At 75.2% G+C, this 20,117-nt stretch carries 17 protein-coding genes; 11 read left to right on the top strand and 6 right to left on the bottom strand.

The features are described from left to right. Positions 1 to 16: 16 nt before the first annotated feature. Positions 17 to 1,867, bottom strand: a complete 1,851-nt coding sequence (locus HNR21_RS24835; protein WP_182707111.1) for an AMP-dependent synthetase/ligase — start codon at positions 1,865 to 1,867, stop codon at positions 17 to 19. 186 nt (positions 1,868 to 2,053) lie between these two features. On the opposite strand from HNR21_RS24835, the gene selD reads away from it, so the two are divergent. Both selD and HNR21_RS24825 read left to right on the top strand, forming a co-directional pair. Further along, on the top strand, positions 2,054 to 3,049 hold the full coding sequence (gene selD, locus HNR21_RS24830) for a selenide, water dikinase SelD (protein WP_182707110.1): 996 nt from the start codon (positions 2,054 to 2,056) through the stop codon (positions 3,047 to 3,049). Between the two features lie 74 nt (positions 3,050 to 3,123). Then, complete coding sequence (locus HNR21_RS24825; protein ID WP_182707109.1) at positions 3,124 to 3,390, top strand: GlsB/YeaQ/YmgE family stress response membrane protein; 267 nt, start codon at positions 3,124 to 3,126, stop codon at positions 3,388 to 3,390. Here the strand turns inward: HNR21_RS24825 and HNR21_RS24820 are convergent. Both HNR21_RS24820 and HNR21_RS24815 read right to left on the bottom strand, forming a co-directional pair. Beyond that, positions 3,387 to 4,844 carry an AMP-binding protein gene (locus HNR21_RS24820; protein WP_182707108.1) on the bottom strand — a complete coding sequence of 486 codons (1,458 nt, stop codon included), beginning with the start codon at positions 4,842 to 4,844 and terminating at the stop codon, positions 3,387 to 3,389. The genes HNR21_RS24825 and HNR21_RS24820 overlap by 4 nt on opposite strands. Before the next feature lie 109 nt (positions 4,845 to 4,953). After that, positions 4,954 to 6,402, bottom strand: coding sequence for an MFS transporter (locus tag HNR21_RS24815; protein WP_182707107.1), 1,449 nt, complete (start codon positions 6,400 to 6,402; stop codon positions 4,954 to 4,956). A gap of 176 nt (positions 6,403 to 6,578) precedes the next feature. Between HNR21_RS24815 and selA the strand changes: the two genes are divergently transcribed. The 4 genes from selA to HNR21_RS24795 all read left to right on the top strand — a co-directional run bounded on the left by selA (position 6,579) and on the right by HNR21_RS24795 (position 12,001). Continuing rightward, positions 6,579 to 7,871, top strand: coding sequence for an L-seryl-tRNA(Sec) selenium transferase (selA, locus tag HNR21_RS24810; RefSeq protein ID WP_182707106.1), 1,293 nt, complete (start codon positions 6,579 to 6,581; stop codon positions 7,869 to 7,871). After that, complete coding sequence (selB, locus tag HNR21_RS24805) at positions 7,871 to 9,628, top strand: selenocysteine-specific translation elongation factor (protein WP_182707105.1); 1,758 nt, start codon at positions 7,871 to 7,873, stop codon at positions 9,626 to 9,628. The genes selA and selB overlap by 1 nt, the downstream gene beginning before the upstream one ends. A gap of 94 nt (positions 9,629 to 9,722) precedes the next feature. Next, positions 9,723 to 10,916 carry an RtcB family protein gene (locus HNR21_RS24800; protein WP_182707104.1) on the top strand — a complete coding sequence of 398 codons (1,194 nt, stop codon included), beginning with the start codon at positions 9,723 to 9,725 and terminating at the stop codon, positions 10,914 to 10,916. A gap of 2 nt (positions 10,917 to 10,918) precedes the next feature. Then, positions 10,919 to 12,001, top strand: a complete 1,083-nt coding sequence (locus HNR21_RS24795) for a TfoX/Sxy family protein (RefSeq protein WP_182707103.1) — start codon at positions 10,919 to 10,921, stop codon at positions 11,999 to 12,001. Here HNR21_RS24795 and HNR21_RS24790 read toward each other — a convergent pair. Next, on the bottom strand, positions 11,958 to 12,776 hold the full coding sequence (locus tag HNR21_RS24790; protein ID WP_182707102.1) for an alpha/beta hydrolase: 819 nt from the start codon (positions 12,774 to 12,776) through the stop codon (positions 11,958 to 11,960). The genes HNR21_RS24795 and HNR21_RS24790 overlap by 44 nt on opposite strands. 112 nt (positions 12,777 to 12,888) lie before the next feature. Between HNR21_RS24790 and moaA the strand changes: the two genes are divergently transcribed. Then, on the top strand, positions 12,889 to 13,878 hold the full coding sequence (gene moaA, locus HNR21_RS24785; RefSeq protein ID WP_312881232.1) for a GTP 3',8-cyclase MoaA: 990 nt from the start codon (positions 12,889 to 12,891) through the stop codon (positions 13,876 to 13,878). Beyond that, positions 13,875 to 14,702 (top strand): NTP transferase domain-containing protein, encoded by an 828-nt coding sequence (locus HNR21_RS36440; RefSeq protein ID WP_312881231.1) that lies wholly within the window; start codon positions 13,875 to 13,877, stop codon positions 14,700 to 14,702. The genes moaA and HNR21_RS36440 overlap by 4 nt, the downstream gene beginning before the upstream one ends. A 28-nt stretch (positions 14,703 to 14,730) precedes the next feature. Here the strand turns inward: HNR21_RS36440 and HNR21_RS24775 are convergent, their stop codons facing one another. Continuing rightward, positions 14,731 to 14,961, bottom strand: coding sequence for a hypothetical protein (locus tag HNR21_RS24775; protein ID WP_119730635.1), 231 nt, complete (start codon positions 14,959 to 14,961; stop codon positions 14,731 to 14,733). A 117-nt stretch (positions 14,962 to 15,078) separates the two neighbouring features. Here HNR21_RS24775 and HNR21_RS24770 point away from each other — a divergent pair, with 117 nt between their 5' ends. Continuing rightward, complete coding sequence (locus HNR21_RS24770; protein ID WP_312881230.1) at positions 15,079 to 15,633, top strand: hypothetical protein; 555 nt, start codon at positions 15,079 to 15,081, stop codon at positions 15,631 to 15,633. 22 nt (positions 15,634 to 15,655) lie between these two features. On the opposite strand, the gene polA is transcribed toward HNR21_RS24770, so the two are convergent. Continuing rightward, positions 15,656 to 18,304, bottom strand: a complete 2,649-nt coding sequence (gene polA, locus HNR21_RS24765) for a DNA polymerase I (RefSeq protein ID WP_182707101.1) — start codon at positions 18,302 to 18,304, stop codon at positions 15,656 to 15,658. Between the two features lie 148 nt (positions 18,305 to 18,452). On the opposite strand from polA, the gene HNR21_RS24760 reads away from it, so the two are divergent. Beyond that, a complete protein-coding gene (locus HNR21_RS24760; protein ID WP_119730632.1) occupies positions 18,453 to 18,854 on the top strand; it encodes a DUF2267 domain-containing protein in 402 nt (133 codons plus the stop codon). A gap of 121 nt (positions 18,855 to 18,975) precedes the next feature. Continuing rightward, complete coding sequence (locus HNR21_RS24755; RefSeq protein ID WP_182707100.1) at positions 18,976 to 20,109, top strand: polysaccharide pyruvyl transferase family protein; 1,134 nt, start codon at positions 18,976 to 18,978, stop codon at positions 20,107 to 20,109. Positions 20,110 to 20,117 lie beyond the last annotated feature (8 nt).

Below are 20,117 nucleotides of genomic sequence, written 5' to 3'. Positions count from 1 at the left end.
GCGGCGCCGCTCCTGCTCAGGACCGGTACAGCTGCTCGATGACGTCGGCGTACTTGGCGTGCACGACCCGCCGCTTCAGCTTGAGGGTCGGGGTCAGCTCCTCGCTCTCGGCGGTCCACTCGGTCGGCAGCAGCCGCCACTTCTTGACCTGCTGGACCCGTGCCAGCCGGGCGTTGGCGTCCTCCACCGCCCTGCCCACCTCGGCCAGCACCACCGGGTGCTCGGCCAGCGCGGCCAGGTCGGTGGTGTCGATCCCGGCCGCGGCGGCCCACACCGGCGCGACCTCGCCGTCCAGGGTGATCAGCGCGACCACGTAGGGGCGGCGGTCGCCGTAGGCCAGCGCCTGCCCGACCAGCGGGTGCTCCTTGAGCAGGTTCTCGATCAGCGACGGGGCGATGTTCTCCCCGCCCGCGGTGATCAGCAGCTCCTTCTTGCGGTCCACCACCTTGAGGAACCCGTCGGCGTCCAGCTCGCCCACGTCGCCGGTGTGCACCCAGCCGTCGGAGTCCTTCAGCTCGGCGGTGGCGTCGGGGCGGTTCAGGTAGCCGGGGGTGCAGGTGGTGCCGCGGATCAGGATCTCGCCGTCCTCGGCCAGCCTCAGCTCCACGCCCGGGAACGGCCGGCCCACCGTGCCGAGCCGGAACGCCTCGTCGGTGTTGGCGGTGACCGCGCCGGTGGTCTCGGTCATCCCGTACACGTCCATGATCCGGATGCCCAGGCCGGCGAAGAACCGGGCCACTTCGATCGGCAGCGGGGCGGCGGCGCTGAGCGCCTGCTCCACCCGGTCCAGCCCGAGCAGGGCGCGCATCGGCCGCAGCACCGCCGCGTCGGCCCGGTCGAAGGCCGCCTGCACCTCGGGGGTGACGGTGTTGCCGTACTCCCGGCCCCGCACGTACGCGCGGCCGGCCTCCATCGCGGCGGCCACGGCGGCCTTCTTGGCCTCGTCGGTCTCGGCGCCGAGCACCGCCTGGACGCCCGCCATGATCTTCTCCCAGACCCGCGGCACGCCGAAGAACGAGTGCGGCCGCACCTGTCCCAGCACCGAGGTCAGCTGGGCCGGGTCGGGGCAGAAGTGGATGTGCGCGGCCCGGACCACCGGCAGGTACATGCTCAGCACCCGGTCGGCGATGTGCGCGAACGGCAGGTAGGAGATGGCGGTGTTGTGCGGCGGCAGCTCCGAGACCGCCTCGGACACCGCGGCCTCGTACAGCGCCATCCGGTGGGTGATCAGCACGCCCTTGGGGTTGCCGGTGGTGCCGGAGGTGTACAGCACGCACAGGGTGTCCTCGGGCGTGATCGCCTGCCAGCGCCGGTCGATGGCGGCCGCGTCGGCGGCCAGCCGCTCGCGGCCCAGCGCCATGAAGTCGTCCCAGGTGATGAACCTGTCGCCGGCGGGGCAGGCGGCGGCGTCCACGACGATCACCTTGCGCAGCGCGGGCAGCCGGTCCAGCACCGGCGTCCACCGGTCGAGCTGGTCCCGCCCGTCCAGCACCGCGTACGCGGCCGAGCAGTTGCCCGCCACGAACGCGACCTGGTCGGGGGCCAGGGTGGCGTAGACGGTGGTGGGCGTCCCGCCGGCGTGCACGGCGCCGAAGTCGGCCAGCACGTGCTCGGACCGGTTGGGCATCATCAGCGCCACGACCTCGCCGGGCTCCAGGCCGAGCGCGACGAACCCGGCCGCGGCCTCCAGCGCCCTGCGCCGGGTCTGGCCCCAGGTGAGGGTGATCCACTCGCCGTCCGCCCCCCGGTCGGAGTAGGCGGGCAGATCCGGATGCCGTTCGGCCGTGTCGCGCAGCCGGGTGCACAGCGTCATGCCGTCGATGGCCCGCTCGAACTCGGCTCTCCGCTCGAGGATCTCCGCCTGCATGGGCGCCCCTTCGATGTCAGTGACTACTTGCGGCGGGGGTATCGCACCACACCGAACGTCGTTCGGACAACCCTTGTGATCCACCCTTGATCTGGCCGTGTGCGGCTGCACAGGCCCGGACCCCGGGGCGGACGCGGGCTGGCGCCGCACGTTGCCCGGTGGCGGGCCCGGTGCGATAGTGGCCGGGTGACGTCCGTACGGCTGACCGGCTACGCCCACGGCGGAGGGTGCGCCTGCAAGATCCCCCCGGGTGAGCTGGAGGCCATGGTCGCCGGGCTGGGCGCCGTCCCCGGCGCCGCGGACGGGCTGCTGATCGGGCTGGACGACGGCGACGACGCGGCGGTGCTGTCCATCGACGGCGACCGGGCGGTGGTGTCCACCGTCGACTTCTTCACCCCCGTGGTCGACGACCCCTACGACTGGGGCCGGATCGCCGCAGCCAACGCCCTGTCGGACGTCTACGCGGTCGGCGGGCGCCCGCTGATGGCGGTCAACCTGCTGGGCTGGCCGCGCGACACGCTGCCGATGGAACTGGCCCGCGAGGTGCTGCGCGGCGGCCACGACGTCGCCGCCCGGGCCGGCTGCCACGTGACCGGCGGGCACAGCATCGACGACCCCGAGCCCAAGTACGGGATGGCGGTGACCGGCCTGGCCGACCCCGGCCGGCTGCTGCGGCTGGACGCCGCCCGCCCCGGCCTGCCGCTGTCGCTGAGCAAGCCGCTGGGCATCGGGGTGCTCAACACCCGGCACAAGGCCACCGGGGAGCCGTTCCCCCAGGCCGTCGCCGCGATGACCACCCTGAACGAGGACGCCGCCCGGCTCGCCCTGGAGGCCGGGGCGCGGGCCGCCACCGACGTGACCGGTTTCGGCCTGCTCGGCCACCTGTACAAGATGGCCCGTGCCAGCGGGGTCACCGCCGTGGTGAACGCCGCCGCCGTGCCCTACCTGGAGGGCGCGCGCGAGGCGGTCCGCGACGGGTTCGTCTCCGGCGGCACCCGCCGCAACCTGTCCTGGGTGGCCCCGCACACCGACTTCGGCCGGATCGCCGAGCCCGAACGGCTGCTGCTGGCCGACGCCCAGACCTCCGGCGGGCTGCTGGTGGCCGGGGAGGTCCCCGGCGCGGCGGTCATCGGCGAGCTGGTCGAACGCGCCCCCGACGGCCCCGTCATCGTCGTCCGCTGACCGGCGGGCCCGCCGGTTGCCGCCGGTCACCCTGGGTAGGCACCGTCTGCGGACGCGACGGAAGGGGGACCGTCATGGCCATCGGGGGCATTCTCACCGCGATCGTCTTCGGCGCGATCATCGGGGCGCTGGGCCGGCTGGTGGTGCCGGGCAAGCAGCACATGTCGATCTGGCTGACCATCCTGGTCGGCATCGTCGCCGCCATCGTCGGGACCTGGCTGGGGCAGGTGGTGTTCGGCTGGGGCCAGGCCTTCAGCTTCCCGGTGGCGCTGCTGCAGATCCTGCTCGCCGCCATCGGCGTGTTCGCGGTCACCTCGCTGTGGCCGCACCGCGGCGTCTAGCCGCCGGAGCGCCCCGTCACCCAGACCCGGCCGCGCTCGTCCACGCGGCCGGTCGCGCCGGTCAGGCAGTGGCCCGGATACCGTGACAGGTACGTCTCGACGAACCGGCCGTCCTCGCGCCACAGCGTGGACAGCGCCCCGGGCGGCAGCGGCAGCCGGACGGCCAGCGCCCCCGGCTCGCCCGGCGGCACCGGCTCTCCCGCCGGGTCCAGCACCCGCAGGTCGAACCCTGGCGCCGGCAGCCCGGCCGAACCCGCCGGGACCGGCGGGGGCTCCAGCCCGTACGGCACGCAGGCGAGCGGACGGCCGTACTCCGGCTCCGCCCACGCCCCGGCCACCGGGCGGCCCAGCACCCGCGCGGCCCAGCGGGCGATCTCCCCGCCCGGCGCTCCCCCCGGCAGGAACAGCGCCTCCAGCGGCGTCAGGTCGCAGCCGGCGGGCGGTGCCCCGTCCGGGCCGGCCGCCCTGAGGGCCGCCAGTTCCGCCCGGGTGATCAGCATCCCCTTCACCCGGTGCCGGGCGATCGCCCGCCAGGGGGCGGCGCCCGCCGGGCACAGCACGATCGTGCACCCGGTCAGCAGCGGCGCGTACACCGCGCACGACAGCGCCGCCGCGGGCGGCACCGCCGTGGTCGCCCCGATCGCCTCGCCGGGCCCGATCCCGTACAGGTTCTCCAGCGACCAGCGCAGCGCCACCGAGAATCCGCCGTTGTCGCGCACCACGCCCTTGAGCGGCCCCGTACCGCCGGGGGCGAACACGATGTGCAGCGGGTCGGTGGCGGCCACCGGCGTGCATCCGGCCGGGCGCGCCGACGCCATCGCCTCGTCCCAGTCCACGTCGCGCGGCGGCATCGGCCCCGCCCCGCCGCCCGGCCGCCGCCACAGCACGCAGTGCGCCACCCGATGCGCCGCCAGCCGCAGCGCCGCCGCCACCGCCGGCTTGCCGGCCCCGGTCCCGTCCGCGGCGGCCACCACCGCCTTCGGCCCGGTCGCGTCGATCATCGCGGTCAGCTCCTCGGGCGCCGGGCCGGCGCCCGCCGGGACCACGTGGACCGCCCCCAGCCGGGCGCACGCCAGCATCGCGACGACGGCGTGCGCCCCCGGCGGCAGGTGGACCAGCACCCGGTCCCCGCGCGCCACCCCCAGCCCGGCCAGCACCCCCGCGAACCGCGCCGTCAGCGCGGTCAGCTCCGCGTACGTGTAGGTCCGCGCGTCCTCCGCCGTTCCCGCGACGACCAGCGCCGGCAGGTCGCCGCGACCCTCCTCCACATGCCGGTCCAGCGCGTTGTCGCAGGTGTTCAGCTCACCCCCGGTGAACCACCGGTAGAACGGCGGAGCCCCGTCGTCCAGCACCCGGTCCGGCGGCGCCAGCCAGCGCACGTCCCGGGCCGCCAGCCCCCAGAACCGGGTGGGATCGGAGATGCTGTGCTGGTAGACGGCCGCGTAGGCGCCCATGCGGTCCTCCGGGGGGCGGGGTGCTGCGACTGGCGCATCCATGGGGACGTGCCCCCCATGGGGCATTCCCGGGGGCGCGTCCGTCAAGGGCCGCGACCGTACCCGGCCGTCAGGAGATCCCGTGGTGTTCCCCGCCGCGGTGCCGCACGCCGTGCAGCGCGGCCACCGCCGCCGCCAGCCCCGCGCCCACCGCGGCGATCACGAAGCACAGCACGTACCCCCGCAGCTCGGGGGCGATCGCGCCGGGAGGGGTGCAGGCGGCGATCACCGAGGCGGTGGCGGCCCCGCCGACGCTGCCGCCCGCCACCCGCACCAGCGAGTTGATCCCGCTGGCGATGCCGCTCTGGTGCATCGGCACGTGCTGCACCGCCAGCGTGCCCATCGCCGCGTACGCCGTGCCCAGGCCGAGGCCCTGGATCGCGCCGAACATCATGATGTCGACCGGGCCGTCGTTCCACAGCGCCAGCCATCCGAAGCTCAGCGCGGTGAACGCCGCCCCGCCCGCCAGCGCGAACGCCGAGCCGAGCCACAGCACCAGCCGCCCGGCCAGCATCGAGGCCGCCAGCATCGTCACCGTGCTGGGCAGCGACAGCAGCCCCACGTCCAGCACCGAGCCGCCCATTCCGTACCCGGTGGCCTCGGGGGTCTGGATGAACTGCGCCGACAGCGTGAACCCGGCGAACATCGCGAAGCCCAGCAGCAGCGCCGTCAGGTTCGCCGCCAGCGACTGCGCGCCCGCCAGGAGCCGGACGTCGACCAGCGGCGCGCGGACCCGCAGCTCCACCAGCGTCCAGACCGCGCATCCGGCCGCCGCGGCGGCGAACAGGCCCAGCACCCCGGGCGAGGCCCAGCCCCAGGAGTTGCCCTGGCTGATCCCCAGCAGCAGGCACACCAGCCAGCCGCCGAGCAGCACCGCGCCCGGCACGTCCGGCCGCCCGCCCACCCGGGCGCCCACGTCCCGGGCGCACGCCGCCACCAGCGCCAGCACCGCCGCGGACAGCGCCACGTTGATCCAGAACACCGGCCGGTGGCTGTCGGTGCGGGCCGCCACCAGCCCGGTCACGATCATCCCGAGGGTCCCGCCGATGCCCATGGTGGCGCTGATGAAGCCGATCGCGGTGGCCACCCGGTGGCGCGGGAAGGTGTCCCGGATCAGCGCGATGGCCAGCGGGATCAGCGCCATCGAGGTGCCCTGCAGGGCGCGCCCGGCGATCAGCGGGCCGAGCGAGCCGGACAGCGCGCACACCGCCGACCCGGCCAGCTGCAGCCCCAGCGCCACCATGATCATCGGCTTCTTGCCGTACAGGTCGCCGAACCGGCTCAGCAGCGGGGTGGTGATCGCACCGGCCAGCAGCGACACGGTGAACACCCAGGTGACCGCGGTGACCGAGGCGTCGAAGGCGGCCATCAGCCGGGGCAGCAGCGGCAGCACCAGGGTCTGCTGCACCGACACCACCAGGCCGGCCGCCGACAGCGCCGCCAGCTGGGCGGCCATGCCGCGGCCGGTGCCGGTCCGTCCCCCGGCGACGTCGGACACCGCGGGAACGGTGGCGGCCATCGGCATCCTCCCTGGTCGATCGCCGCAGCAGCATACAATTCGCTTAACTTGGGTAACGACCCCCATCCCGGCATGCGGGACGGCAGGGCACGCGGCGGGGCAGGACGGACCGCCACCTGCACCGATCCGCGCCGTGTGCTTTGAAAGGCCCGGCAAGGTCCATAAAGTTACGTCGCGTGGACTCCAGGCGACAGGTGCCTCGTACCGACGCCGTGCTGGCCGACCCGCGCCTGGTGGAGGCCGCCGAGCGGCTCGGGCGCGCCCTGGTGAAGGCGGCCGTCGCGCGGGCGCAGCAGCGGGCCCGCGACGGCGAGATCCCGCCCGCGGCGGTCGCCGACGCGGCCGCCGCCGACCTGCCCGAGCACGCCACCACGCTGCGCCCGGTGGTGAACGCGACCGGGGTGCTGCTGCACACCAACCTGGGCCGCGCCCCGCTGTCGCCCGCCGCCCGCGACGCGGTCGCCGCCGCCGCCGGATGCACCGACGTGGAGTACGACCTGGCCACCGGCCGGCGCGGGGTCCGCGGCCGGGGGACGCTGGAGGCGCTGCGCGAGGCCTGCCCGGCGGCCGAGGCCGCCGTAGTGGTCAACAACAACGCCGCCGCGCTGGCGCTGGCCGCCACCGCGCTGGCGGCCGGACGCGAGATCGTGCTCAGCCGCGGCGAGATGGTGGAGATCGGCGACGGCTTCCGCATCCCCGAGCTGCTGGCCGCGACCGGCGCGCGGCTGCGCGAGGTCGGCACCACCAACCGCACCACCGCCGCCGACTACGCCGCCGCGCTCGGCCCCGACACCGGGTTCGTCCTGAAGATCCACCCGTCCAACTTCCGCATCGAGGGGTTCACCGCCGAGGCGTCGGTCGCCGAGCTGGCCGCCCTGCCCGCGCCCGTCGTGGTGGACATCGGCTCCGGCCTGCTGGCGCCCGAGCCGCTGCTGCCGCGCGAGCCGGACGCCGCGACCGTGCTGGCCGCCGGCGCCGACCTGGTCACCGCCAGCGGCGACAAGCTGCTCGGCGGCCCCCAGGCGGGCCTGGTCCTCGGCCGCGCCGAGACGGTGGCCCGGCTGCGGCGGCACCCGCTGTACCGGGCGCTGCGCGTCGACAAGCTCACCCTCGCCGCCCTGGAGGCCACGCTGCGCGGCCCGCGGCCGCCCGTCGCCCGGGCGCTGCGCGCCGACGCCGCCGAACTGCGCCGCCGGGCCGAACTGCTGGCCAAGGAGCTGTCCGCGCAGGGCGTGGCCGCCGACGCCGTCGACAGCGAGGCCACCGTCGGCGGCGGGGGAGCGCCCGGCGTCACCCTGCCCAGCGCCGCCGTCGCCCTGCCCGGCGGCTACGCCGGGCCGCTGCGGGAACGCGGCGTCGTCGGCCGCGTCGAGCACGGCAGGCTGCTGCTGGACCTGCGCGCCGTGCCGCCGGACGAGGACGCGCCGCTGGCCCGCGTCGTCGCGGCCGTCGCCCGCGGGGAGTCCTGATGCAGGTCGTCGCCACCGCGGGGCACGTCGACCACGGCAAGTCCGCGCTGGTCCGGGCGCTCACCGGGATGGAGCCCGACCGGCTGGAGGAGGAACGCCGCCGCGGCCTGACCATCGACCTCGGGTTCGCCTGGACCACCCTGCCCTCGGGCGGCCGGATGGCGTTCGTGGACGTCCCCGGGCACGAACGGTTCGTCACCACCATGCTCGCCGGGGTCGGCCCGGTGCCCGCCGCGATGATGGTGGTCGCCGCCGACGAGGGCTGGATGCCGCAGTCCGAGGAGCACCTGGCCGCGCTCGACGCCCTCGGCGTCCGCTACGGGCTGCTGGTGATCAGCCGTTCCGACCTGGCCGACCCCACCCCGGCGCTGCGGCAGGCCCGCGCCCGCCTCGACGGCACCGGCCTGCGCGGCGTGGAGTCCGTCGCGGTCAGCTCCGTCACCGGCGCCGGCCTGGCCGACCTGACCGCCGCGCTGGACCGGCTGGCGGCCCGGCTGCCGGTCCCCGCCCCGGACGCTCCGGTCCGGCTGTGGGTGGACCGCGTGTTCACCGTCAAGGGCAGCGGCACCGTCGTCACCGGCACCCTCGCCGCCGGCACGATCTCGGTCGGCGACGAACTGGTGCTCACCCCGTCCGGCCGCCGGGTGCGGGTCCGCGCGCTGGAGTCGATGAAGGAGCCCGCCGACACGGTCCGCGGGGTGTCCCGCGTCGCGGTCAACCTCCGCGGCGTCGACCACGACCAGGTGCGGCGCGGCATGGCGCTGGTCGCCCCCGACCGGTGGACCATGACCACCTGCGTCGACGTGCGGATCGGCTACGCCGAGGCGTCCGGGCGGCTGCCCCGCCAGATGATCCTGCACATCGGCTCGGCCGCCGTCCCGGTGCGGCTGCGCCCGCTCGGCCCCGACACCGCCCGGCTCACCCTCAACGCCCGGATCCCGCTGCACGTCGGCGACCGGGCCCTGCTGCGCGACCCGGGCCGCCGCGCCGTCGCCGGGGTCCGGATCCTGGACGTGCGGCCGCCCGCCCTGGTGCGGCGCGGCGCGGGGGCGCAGCGCGCCCGGGAGCTGGCGGCCTGGCCCGACCGGCCCGGCGGCGACGTGCTGCTGCGCCGGCACGGGGTGCTGCGCGAGCAGGAGCTGGCGCTCATGGGCTGCACGCCGCCCCCCGGCGCGGTCCGGCTCGAGCCCGACTGGCTGGCCGACCCCGACCACTGGGAACGGCTGCACCGCAGGCTCGCCGAGGAGGTCGACCGGCAGGCCGCCGAGCAGCCGCTGGCCCCCGGGATCACCCTGGAGGCCGCCCGGCTGCGGCTGGGCCTGCCGTCCCGGCGGCTGGTGGCCGAGCTGGTCCGCCCGCCGCTGCGGCTGGCCGGCGGCCGGGTGCACGGCCCGCGCACCGGGCCGCCGCCCCAGGTCACCGAGGCGGTGGAGCGGCTGCGCGCCGAGGTCGCCGCCGCCCCGTTCCACGCCCCCGACGCCGGCCGGCTGGCCGAGCTGGGGCTGACCGGCCGCACCCTGGCCGCCGCGGTGGCGGCCGGGGCGGTGCTGCGGCTGGCCGACGGGGTGGTGCTGCCGGCCGGCTCCGACGAGCAGGCCGTCCGGGTGCTGGCCGCGCTGCCCCAGCCGTTCACCGCCGCCCAGGCCAAGCAGGCGCTCGGCACCAGCCGCCGGGTGGCGATCCCGCTGCTGGAGCATCTGGACCGGCGCGGCCTGACCGAGCGCGACGGCGACCACCGGCGGGTGCGCGCCCGCTGAAGATCGCGGAAAACCGGTTGCCGCGAATGCGGCGTTTCTGGCCTCATGGAACCCGTTCACGAGAACCGGCATCCATATTCGGAGAGGAGCTGAGATGCCGTACACGACCCTGCGGGGCGGCCACGTTCCGATCCGCATGTGGACCGACCCGGCCGAGGTGGAACCGGCCGCCCTCGACCAGCTGCGCAACGTGGCCGAGCTGCCGTGGGTGCACGGCGTCGCGGTGATGCCCGACGTGCACTACGGCAAGGGCGCCACCGTCGGCTCGGTGATCGCGATGCGCGACGCGGTGTCCCCGGCCGCCGTGGGCGTGGACATCGGCTGCGGCATGACCGCCGTCCGCTCCAGCCTCACCGTCGAGGACCTGCCCGACGACCTGTCCCGGCTGCGGTCCGGCCTGGAGAAGGCGATCCCGGTCGGCCACCACGCGCACAAGACCCCGGTCGACCCGTCGGCGGTGCCCGGGCTGCGCGAACGCGGCTGGTACGAGTTCTGGAAGCGGTTCGACGAGCTGATCCCCTCGGTCCGCGACCGGTTCGGCCGGGCCCGCGCCCAGATGGGCACCCTCGGCGGCGGCAACCACTTCCTGGAGGTGTGCGCCGACGACGACGGGGCGATCTGGATCGTGCTGCACTCCGGCTCCCGCAACATCGGCAAGGAACTGGCCGAGCGGCACATCGAGGCGGCCCGCCGGCTGCCGCACAACCAGGACCTGCCCGACAAGGACCTGGCGGTGTTCCTCGGCGGCACCCGCAAGATGGACGAGTACCGCCGGGACCTGTTCTGGGCGCAGGAGTACGCGCGGCGCAACCGGGCCCTGATGATGGCGCTCGCCCAGAACGCGGTGACGCGGTTCTTCAGCGGCCGCAGGATCGAGTGGACCGAGCACATCTCCTGCCACCACAACTACGTGGCCGAGGAGGAGTACGACGGCGTCGAGCTGCTGGTCACCCGCAAGGGCGCGATCCGGGCGGGGGCCGGCGACCTGGGCATCATCCCCGGCTCCATGGCCACCGGCACCTACATCGTGCGCGGCCTGGGCAACCCGCAGGCGTTCAACTCCGCCTCGCACGGCGCCGGCCGCCGGATGAGCCGCAACAAGGCCCGCAAGACCTTCACCGTCGAGGACCTGCAGGCCCAGACGCAGGGCGTGGAGTGCCGCAAGGACGCCGGGGTGCTCGACGAGATCCCCGCCGCCTACAAGGACCTGGAGTCGGTGATCGCCGCCCAGTCCGACCTGGTCCGCGTCGAGGCGCACCTGCGCCAGCTCGTCTGCGTCAAGGGCTGAGGATGGCGACGGCGACCGCACGGCAACGGCCCGCCACCGCGCGGGCCGTCGCCGACGGCCTCAAGCTCCACCGCCGCGTCCTGCGGCTGGCGGGGCGCGAGTACACCGTGATCGGGCTGCGGCCCGGCACCGCCGTGCGGTTCAGCACCAACCACTTCCACGAGACCTGGCACATCCTGTCCGACCAGCGCGGGGCCAGGCTGCTGGCCCGGCTGATGTGGGGGCTGTCCTACCAGGCCCGCCCCCGCACCCTGCTGCTGGTCGACCGGCCGTTCCTGGTGCCGACCCCGTTCGAGGCCGACCCGCCCGACCCGTTCGTGATCGTGCCCGGCTGGCACACCGCGCTGGACGGGCGGGCGGCCCGCGCGCTGGCCGCCCGCCTCCCGCTGCGGTCCGCGCCCGACGGCACGGTGCGCTGGCGCACCCACGGGCTGGACGCCGCACGAGCCGACGAGCGGCCGTTCTGGGAGCGGTATCCCGACCACCGGGTGCCCGACCGCGGCCAGGTCACCCGGCTGCCCGGCGGCCTCATCGCCTTCGTCCCCCGCAGTCCCGACGAGCTGCGGTACTGGGCGGAATCGGTCGACAGCCTGCGCGTGACGGGCACGTTCGACATGGACTACCGCTACATCGGGCCCTGGGACCACGGCCATTCGGGGGAGGTGCAGATCTTCCGGACGTTCCACCGGGACGTGGGGATCGCCCGCCGCGCCCGCGCCGACGTGCTGGCCCGCCCGCACGCCCCCGCCGACCCGACCGGGCTGCGGGTGCGCATCTGGCGGCAGTGCGGCGCGATCAAACGGGGGAGGAACATGAAGATCGCCAACTGCCGCAACCTGGGTCCCCGCTCCGCCGAGCAGCTCGCCCTGGTCGGCATCGACACCCTGGACGACCTGGCCGCACGCGGGGCCGTACAGGCATATCTGGACCTGCGCGACGCCGGCGTGCCCGGCCTGACCCGCACCATGCTGTGGGCGATGGAGGGCGCGATCACCGGCACCGACTGGCGCGCCCTCCCGCCCGGCCGCAGACAGGAACTGCTCAGCGAGCTGGAACGCGCAGAACGCGATCCACGAAGGCGGTGACGTCGCCCAGCACCTCGGCCGAGTTGGTCTCGTTGAACACCTCGTGCCGGGCCTGCGGGTAGATCCTCTCGGTCAGGTCCGAGCCGCGGATCGCCTCGATCCCGGTCCGCGTCCCCGCCGGCGGCACGAGCTGGTCGTCCTCCCCGTGCACCCACAGCGTCGGCAGGTCGCCGAGCGAGCCGTGCTCGTTGATGGTCCTGATGCAGCGGTCCAGCGCCTCCAGCGTCGGCCGCTTGAACGGCCCGTGCCACACCAGCGGGTCGGCGGCGTACGCCTCGCCGACCGCCGGGTCCCGCGACAGAGTGGTCGGGTCGATCGGGATCTCGGGGATCTCCTCCAGCCCCAGCAGCATCTGCAGCGCGTCCCAGCGGCCCAGCACCGGCCCCGACAGCACCAGCGCCGTCAGCTCGTCGCGGTGCAGCTGGGCGTACCGGGCGGCGATCATCCCGCCCATCGAGTGGCCGATCAGCACCACCGGGAGGCCGGGGGCGTCGGCGCGGGCGTCGGTGACCAGCGTGTGCAGGTCGGCCACCACGTCCTCGAAGTCGGTGATCAGCACCCGCTCGCCGGCCGACCTGCCGTGCCCGACGTGGTCCAGGCCGCACACGCTCGCCCCGTGGTCGGCCAGCGCCCGCACCACATGGTCGTACCGGCCCAGATGCTCGCCGTACCCGTGCACCAGGACCGCCAGGTAGCGGGGATCGGGGCGCGGCCAGGAGCGGGCGGCGACCGCCCCGTTGCGTCCGGCGAACTCCCATTCCCGCGGCGTGACCATCGCGACCTCCTCGTCCACCGGGATGACAGGTGATCAACGGTGCCCCGCGGGGAGCCGAACGTCAATCGCCCGAATAAAGTGGAGCGAGCCACGTCGACAGGAAGGGGCGCCCGTGCTGGTCGACGGTTTCGGCCGGATCGCGACGGACCTGCGGGTCTCCCTCACCGACAGGTGCAACCTGCGGTGCTCGTACTGCATGCCGCCCGAGGGCCTGCAGTGGCTGCCCAAGCCCGAGCTGCTCACCGACGACGAGGTGGTGCGGCTGGTGGCGCTCGGGGTGACGCGGCTGGGCATCACCGAGGTCCGCTTCACCGGAGGGGAGCCGCTGCTGCGCCGCGGGCTGCCGGACATCGTCGCCCGCACCGCCGCGCTGGAGCCCCGCCCGCAGATCTCGCTGACCACCAACGGCATCGGCCTGGACCGGCTGGCCCCGGCGCTGGCCGAGGCGGGCCTGGACCGGGTGAACGTCTCGCTGGACACCCTGGACCCGGAGACGTTCCGGCGGCTGGCGCACCGCGACCGGCTGCCCGACGTGCTGGCCGGGCTGCGCGCCGCCGCCGAGACGGGCCTGCGCCCGGTCAAGGTGAACGCGGTGCTGATGCGCGGGCTCAACGAGCACGAGGCGGTCCCGCTGCTGCGGTACTGCCTGGAGCACGGCTACGAGCTGCGGTTCATCGAGCAGATGCCACTGGACGCCCAGCACGGCTGGCGGCGCTCGGACATGGTCACCGCCGAGGAGATCCTGGACCTGCTGGCCGAGGACTTCGACCTGGTCCCCGAGGAGCCCGAGGCCCGCGGCAGCGCCCCCGCCGAACGGTTCCTGGTCGACGGCGGCCCCGCCCGGGTCGGCGTGATCGGCTCGGTCACCCGCCCGTTCTGCGGCTCCTGCGACCGGGTCCGCCTCACCGCCGACGGCCAGATCCGCAACTGCCTGTTCGCCACCGAGGAGTCCGACCTGCGCGCCGCCCTGCGCGCCGGCGCCACCGACGACGAGCTGGCCGAACGCTGGCGCGCCGCCGTCCGCACCAAGAAGGCGGGCCACGGCATCGACGACTCCGGCTTCCTCCAGCCCTCCCGCCCCATGTCGGCGATCGGCGGGTGACCGATGTGACCGGCGGCGGGTTCGATGCCGTGATCCTCGCCGGGGGACGTGCCCGGCGGATGGGCGGCGTGGACAAGCCCGCCGAGGTGGTCGCCGGGCGGTCGTTGATCGGGTGGACGGCGGACGCGGTCACGGGGGCCGGGCGGCTGGTGGTGGTGGGGCCGCCGCGGCCGGAGCCGGCCGGGGCGGTGTTCGTGCGGGAGGATCCGCCGGGGGGCGGGCCGGTGCCGGCGCTGCGGGCCGGGCTGGCCGAGGTCGCCGCGCCGTGGACGGTGCTGCTGGCCGCGGATCTGCCGTTCCTGCGGGCCGGGCAGGTGGCGGAACTGCGCCGGGCGGCCGCCGGGCACGGGACGGGGGCCGTGCTGGTGGACGGGGACGGGCGGCCGCAGTGGCTGATCGGATGCTGGAGCACCGGGCGGTTGCGGGCGGCGCTGGACGGGTATGCGGGCGGATCGTTGCGGGGGCTGATGGAACCGCTGGGCCCTGCGGAGGTGGGGGCCGCGGCGGGTGAGCGGCCCCCCTGGTACGACTGTGACACCCCGGAATCACTGGGGCGGGCGCGACGCATCGCGGAGGGTCGGATGCTGGAGGAGTGGATCGAGGCGGTCTGCCGGGAACTGGGCCTGGACCGGGAGCAGATCGACCGGGACCTGGTCCTGGACCTGGCGCGGGACGTGGCGCACGGCGTGGCGCGCCCGGCCGCGCCGCTGACCGCCTACCTGCTCGGCCTGGCGGTCGGCCGCGGCGACGCCGCCCGGGACGCCGCCGCGCGGATCACCGACCTGGCCGAGAGCTGGGCCGACCGGCCCGCCGCCCGTTCCTGACCGGCCGCGGCGGGCTGGCCGGCCGTTCCTAGCCGTCGTGCTCGGTCAGCTCCTCGACCGGCACCACCTCGCGCAGGAAGCCGCGGCGGCCGAGGAAGTCCGCCAGATGCTCGCGGTGGTCGGCGCAGGCCAGCCAGACCTTGCGCCGCTCCGGTGTGTGGATCTTGGGGTTGTTCCACCGCAGCGCCCACACCGCGGTCTCCCGGCAGCCCTTGGCCGAGCACAGCAGCGGCTCGGCGGCCTCGTCGCTCGCGTTCACGGGTCCCAGTCTGGCCTCCGTCGTGCGGCGGCACGGCGGCGGGGCGCGCGTCACATGCATGAACAGCGGTTTTGGTGGCATGTGCAGGGCCGAGGGGACCCGACGGTTGGAGGGGACGTGGGAGAGCGGACGGTGACGCGGCGGCTGCGCCGGCGTCGGACGGTGGGGGTTCCGGCCGAGCCGGAGCTGCTGGGGATCTACCTCAACGACCATCTGGCCGGGGCGACCGCCGGCGTCGAGCTGGCCCGGCGGCTGGCCCGGGCGCACCAGGGCACGCCGGCGGGGCCGGAGCTGGCGCGGCTGGCCGCCGAGATCGCCGAGGACCGCCGGTCGCTGCAGGCCATGATGGAGTCGCTGGGGGTGCGGGTGCGGCGCTGGATGATGCTGGCGGGCTGGCTGGGGGAGAAGGCCGGCCGGCTCAAGCCCAACGGCCGGCTGCTGTCCCGGTCGCCGCTGAGCAGCGTGATCGAGCTGGAGGTCATGCGGCTCGGGGTGGAGGGCAAGCTGGCGGCCTGGCGGCTGCTGCGCACGGTCGCCGACCACGACCGGCGGCTGGACCGCGCCCGGCTGGACCGGCTGGCCGAACGGGCCGAACGCCAGTCGCGGCTGCTGGAGGAGCTGCGGGTGCGTTCGGTGGAGGACATCATCGGGGCCGGCGAACCCGTGAAGTGATCTACAGCGTAAAGGCGGCGGCTCAGTGCCCCGCCGCGTCCCAGTCCGGACCGGCCCCCACGGACGTCTCCAGCGGCACCGCCAGCGGATAGGCGCCGGACATCCGCTGGCGGACCAGCACCGCCACCGCGTCCCGCTCGCCCGGGGCGACCTCCAGGACCAGCTCGTCGTGCACCTGCAGCAGCAGCCGGCTGCGCAGGCCGGCCTCCTGCAGCGCCGCGTCCACGCCCAGCATCGCCAGCTTGACGATGTCGGCGGCCGACCCCTGGATCGGGGCGTTCAGCGCCATCCGCTCGGCCGTCTGCCGCCGCTGCCGCTGGTCGCTGGTCAGCGCGGGCAGGTAGCGGCGGCGGCCCAGGATCGTCTCGGTGTAGCCGGTGCGCCGCGCCTCCTCCACCACTCCGTCCAGGTAGTCGCGGACTCCGCCGAACCGCGCGAAGTAGGCGTCCATCAGCGGCCCGGCCTCCTCCACCGGGATGCCGAGCTGCTTGGCCAGCCCGAACGCCGACAGCCCGTAGGCCAGCCCGTACGACATCGCCTTGATCCGCCGCCGCATCCCGGCGTCCACCGCGGCCGGCGCCACCCCGAACACCTGCGCCGCCATCGTGGTGTGCAGGTCCTCCCCGGAGGAGAACGCCTCCAGCAGCATCGGATCGCGCGACAGGTGCGCCATCACCCGCAGTTCCAGCTGGCTGTAGTCGGCCGTCAGCAGCTCCGCGTACCCCTCGCCGGGCACGAACGCCCGCCGGATCCGCCGCCCCTCGGCCGTGCGGATGGGGATGACCTGCAGGTTCGGCTCGGTGGAGGTCAGCCGCCCGGTGGCCGCCACGGTCTGCTGGAACGAGGTGTGCAGCCGCCCGTCGTCGCCGAGCTCGCGGATCAGCCCGGCCACCGTCATGTGCAGCCGGGCGATGTCGCGGTGCCGCAGCAGCACCCGGGGCATCGGGCTGTCGGTCCGCGTCGCCAGCCAGGCCAGCGCGTCGGCGTCGGTGGAGTACCCGGACTTGATCCGCTTGGTGGGCGGCAGCCCCAGCTCCTCGAACAGCACCCGCTGCAACTGCTTGGTCGAGCCCGGGTTGAACGGGTGCCCGACGATCCGCGCGGCCTTCTCGGCGGCCTCGGCCATCCCGGCGGCGAACCGGGCCTCCAGCTCGCCCAGCATCCGCCGGTCCACCCGCACGCCGGTGCGCTCCATCCGCGCCAGCAGCCCGGCCAGCGGCAGCTCCACGGTCCGCAGCAGGCCGCCCATCCCGGTGGCCTCCAGCCGGGGCGCCAGCAGCCCGGCCAGGTCCAGCACCATCCGGGCCCGCACCATCAGCGCCGAGGCCCACTGCGGCCCCTCGGCGACCGGCGGGCGCCGCCCCAGGTACCGACCCGCCAGGTCGTCCAGGGCGTACGCGGCCAGGCCGGGCCGCAGCAGGTACGCGAGCATCGAGGTGTCCTCGGCGATGCCCGCCACCCGCCAGCCGTGCTCGGCGAACACCCGGTGCACCGCCTTGGCGTCCTCGACGACCTTCGGCGCGGCCGGATCTGCCAGCCACCCGGCCAGGGCCCGTTCGTCGGCGCCGGTGAGCCGCCCGGTCTCGAACGCGGTCGCGTGCCCGTCGCCGGTCGCCAGCCCCATCCGGGCCACCCGCCCGGTCCCGCGCGCCCACTCGTGCACCGTCGCGATCCCCACCGGCGCGCCGGCCCGGGCCGCCAGCCAGCCCGCCAGGGCGCCCGGCGTCAGCTCCGCCCCGCGGATCCGCACCGTGGGCGACTCCCCGTCCCGGTCGCGCCCGCCGCCCGGATCGGCGGCGAACAGCCGTTCCCGCAGGCTGGGGTTGCGGAACTCCAGATCGTCCAGCAGCGCGGTGAACGCGGCCAGGTCGTAGGGCCGCCGCCGCAGGTCCTGCGGCCCCACCGGCAGGTCGACGTCCCGCACCAGCTCGGTGAGCCGCCGGTTGAGCCGCACCGTGTCCAGGGCGGCGCGCAGCCGTTCCCCGGCCTTGCCCGGCACCTCGTCCGCCCGGTCCAGCAGCGCGGCCAGGGAGCCGTACTCGCGGATCCACTTGGCGGCGGTCTTCTCCCCGATGCCGGGGATGCTCGGCAGGTTGTCGGACGGGTCCCCGCGCAGGGCCGCGAAGTCCGGATACTGCCGGGGCGTCAGGCCGTACCGCTCGGCGACCCGTTCGGGCGTGCAGCGGGCCGGCTCGGCGGCCCGCGTGTAGTACAGCACCGTCACGCGCTCGTCGACGAGCTGCAGCACGTCCCGGTCGCCGCTGAGGATCAGGACCTCCAGGCCCTGCCCGCGGGCCTGCTCGGTCAGCGTGGCGATGATGTCGTCGGCCTCGTGGCCGGGCGCCCGCAGCGCCGGGATCCGCATCGCCGCCAGCAGGTCGTCCAGGATCTTCAGCTGCCCGCCGAACTCCTCCGGCGACCTGGCCCGCCCCGCCTTGTACTCGGGGAACAGCTCCGTCCGGAACGTCTGCCGGGACACGTCGAACGCCACCGCCACATGGGTGGGCCGCTCGTCGCGCAGCGCGTTGGCCAGCATCGAGGCGAACCCGTACACCAGGTTGGTCGGCTGCCCGCCGGTGGTGCTGAAGTTCTCCACCGGAAGCGCGTAGAACGCCCGGTAGGCCAGCGAGTGCCCGTCCACCAGCAGCAGCCGTCCCGCCGGATCGTTCATCGCGCCCTCCTTTCCCGCAGACACTACGCCGCGCCGGGGACAGGATCGGGGCCGCGCCGGCGACCTGGGCCGCGGCCGGTTAGTCCGCCCCGACAGCGGGCACCCCGACAACTCGCGAAGGACCAATCCGGAGAAAGGAGCGGTCGACATGCAGCATGACGAGTTCATCGGTCTCGTGCAGAACCGGGCCCGGCTGTCCAGTCGCGGGGAGGCGGAACGGGCGTGCCGGGCGGTCCTGGAGACGCTCGGCGAGCGGGTGCCCGAGGGGCTGGCCGACAAGCTCGCCGCGCAGCTGCCCCACGAGATCGGCGAGCATCTGCGGCGCACCGAGGTGTTCGGCGGGGCCGGCACCGGCGAGCGGTTCGACCGGCACGACTTCATCGAGCGGGTCGCGTCCCGCGCGGGCGTGGACGAGCCCAAGGCCGCCTACCTGGCCCGCACCGTGCTGGAGATCGTGCACCAGGCCACCGAGGGCCGGATCATCGAGAAGGTCGAGGAGAGCCTGCCGCCCGACATCCGCCGGCTGGTCACCTCGGGCAGCAAGGGTTGAGCGAAGGCCGGGGCGACCGGGCGGGAGACGGCGATCACATCCGGCGGCCCGGCGATTGCCCGCCCGGCCGCCGGGTATCGCGGCCACCGTCCCGGACCACGGAAGAGACCGCGTGAGGATGATGACCGCACCTACGCTCCACGACCGGTCGCCCACGATCGGCCTGCTGGGCTCCTACGGGGGCCTGAACCTCGGTGACGAGGCCATCCTGGAGTGCGTGCTGAGCTGCCTGCGGCATCACCGGCCCGCCGGGCGGCCCGTGGTGTTCAGCCGCAATCCCGAGCACACCCGCGCCCACCATCGGGTCGCCGCCACGGTGGCCTGGCAGCGGGTGGGCCGCGAGCACGTCCGCGGGTCGATCCGCCGCCTGGACGGGCTGGTGCTCGGCGGCGGCGGCATCATCTACGACGGCGAGGCCGGCGGCTACCTGCGCCTGGTGCGCGACGCCCAGGAGCACGGCATCCCGACGTTCGCCTACGCGGTCGGCGCCGGGCCGCTGCGCGACGCCGAGGACCGGCGGATCGTCCGCGAGGTGATGAACGACCTCACCGACCTGACCGTGCGGGACGAGGAGTCCAAGCTCGTCCTGGAGGACGTCGGCGTCACCCGGACGATCACGGTGACCGCCGACCCGGCGATGCTGATGGAGCCGGAGCCGTTCACCCGGGAGATGCTCCGCGACGAGGGCGTCCCGCCGGACGCCCGGCTGATCGGCATGTCGGTGCGCGAGCCGGGCCGCGCCGCCGAGCACCTGGACGTCGACAGCTACCACGCGCTGCTCGGCGAGGTCGGCGACTTCCTGGTGCGCCGGCTGGACGCCCATCTGCTGTTCGTCCCGATGGAGGCCGACGACGTCCGGCACTCCCACGCGGTGCTGTCGCACATGACCGCCGCCCGGCGCGGCCGGATCCTGCACGGCCAGTACCGCCCGGCGCAGATCCTCGGGCTGGCCCGGCATCTGGACCTGGCGGTGGGGATGCGGCTGCACTTCCTGATCTTCATGGCGCTGGCGGGCGTGCCATTCCTGCCGTTGCCGTACGCTGGGAAGGTCTTCGACTTCGCGCAGGTCGTGGGCGCCCCCGCACTGACCGGGGTGGCGCGCTCGGAGGCCGGGCCGTTGCTGGCCGAGGTCGACCGGTTGTGGGACGAGCATGCCGACCGGATGCCCGTCCTGCGCGAACGGGTCGCCGCGCTCCGCGAGCGGGCCCGGATGACCTGCGAACGCTTCGGGGACTTCATCGACAAGATCGGCTGACCTGATCC

The organism is Thermomonospora cellulosilytica, from assembly GCF_014138835.1.
Lineage (GTDB): Bacteria > Actinomycetota > Actinomycetes > Streptosporangiales > Streptosporangiaceae > Thermomonospora > Thermomonospora amylolytica.
This window is presented reverse-complemented; position numbering and strand designations above follow the sequence as displayed.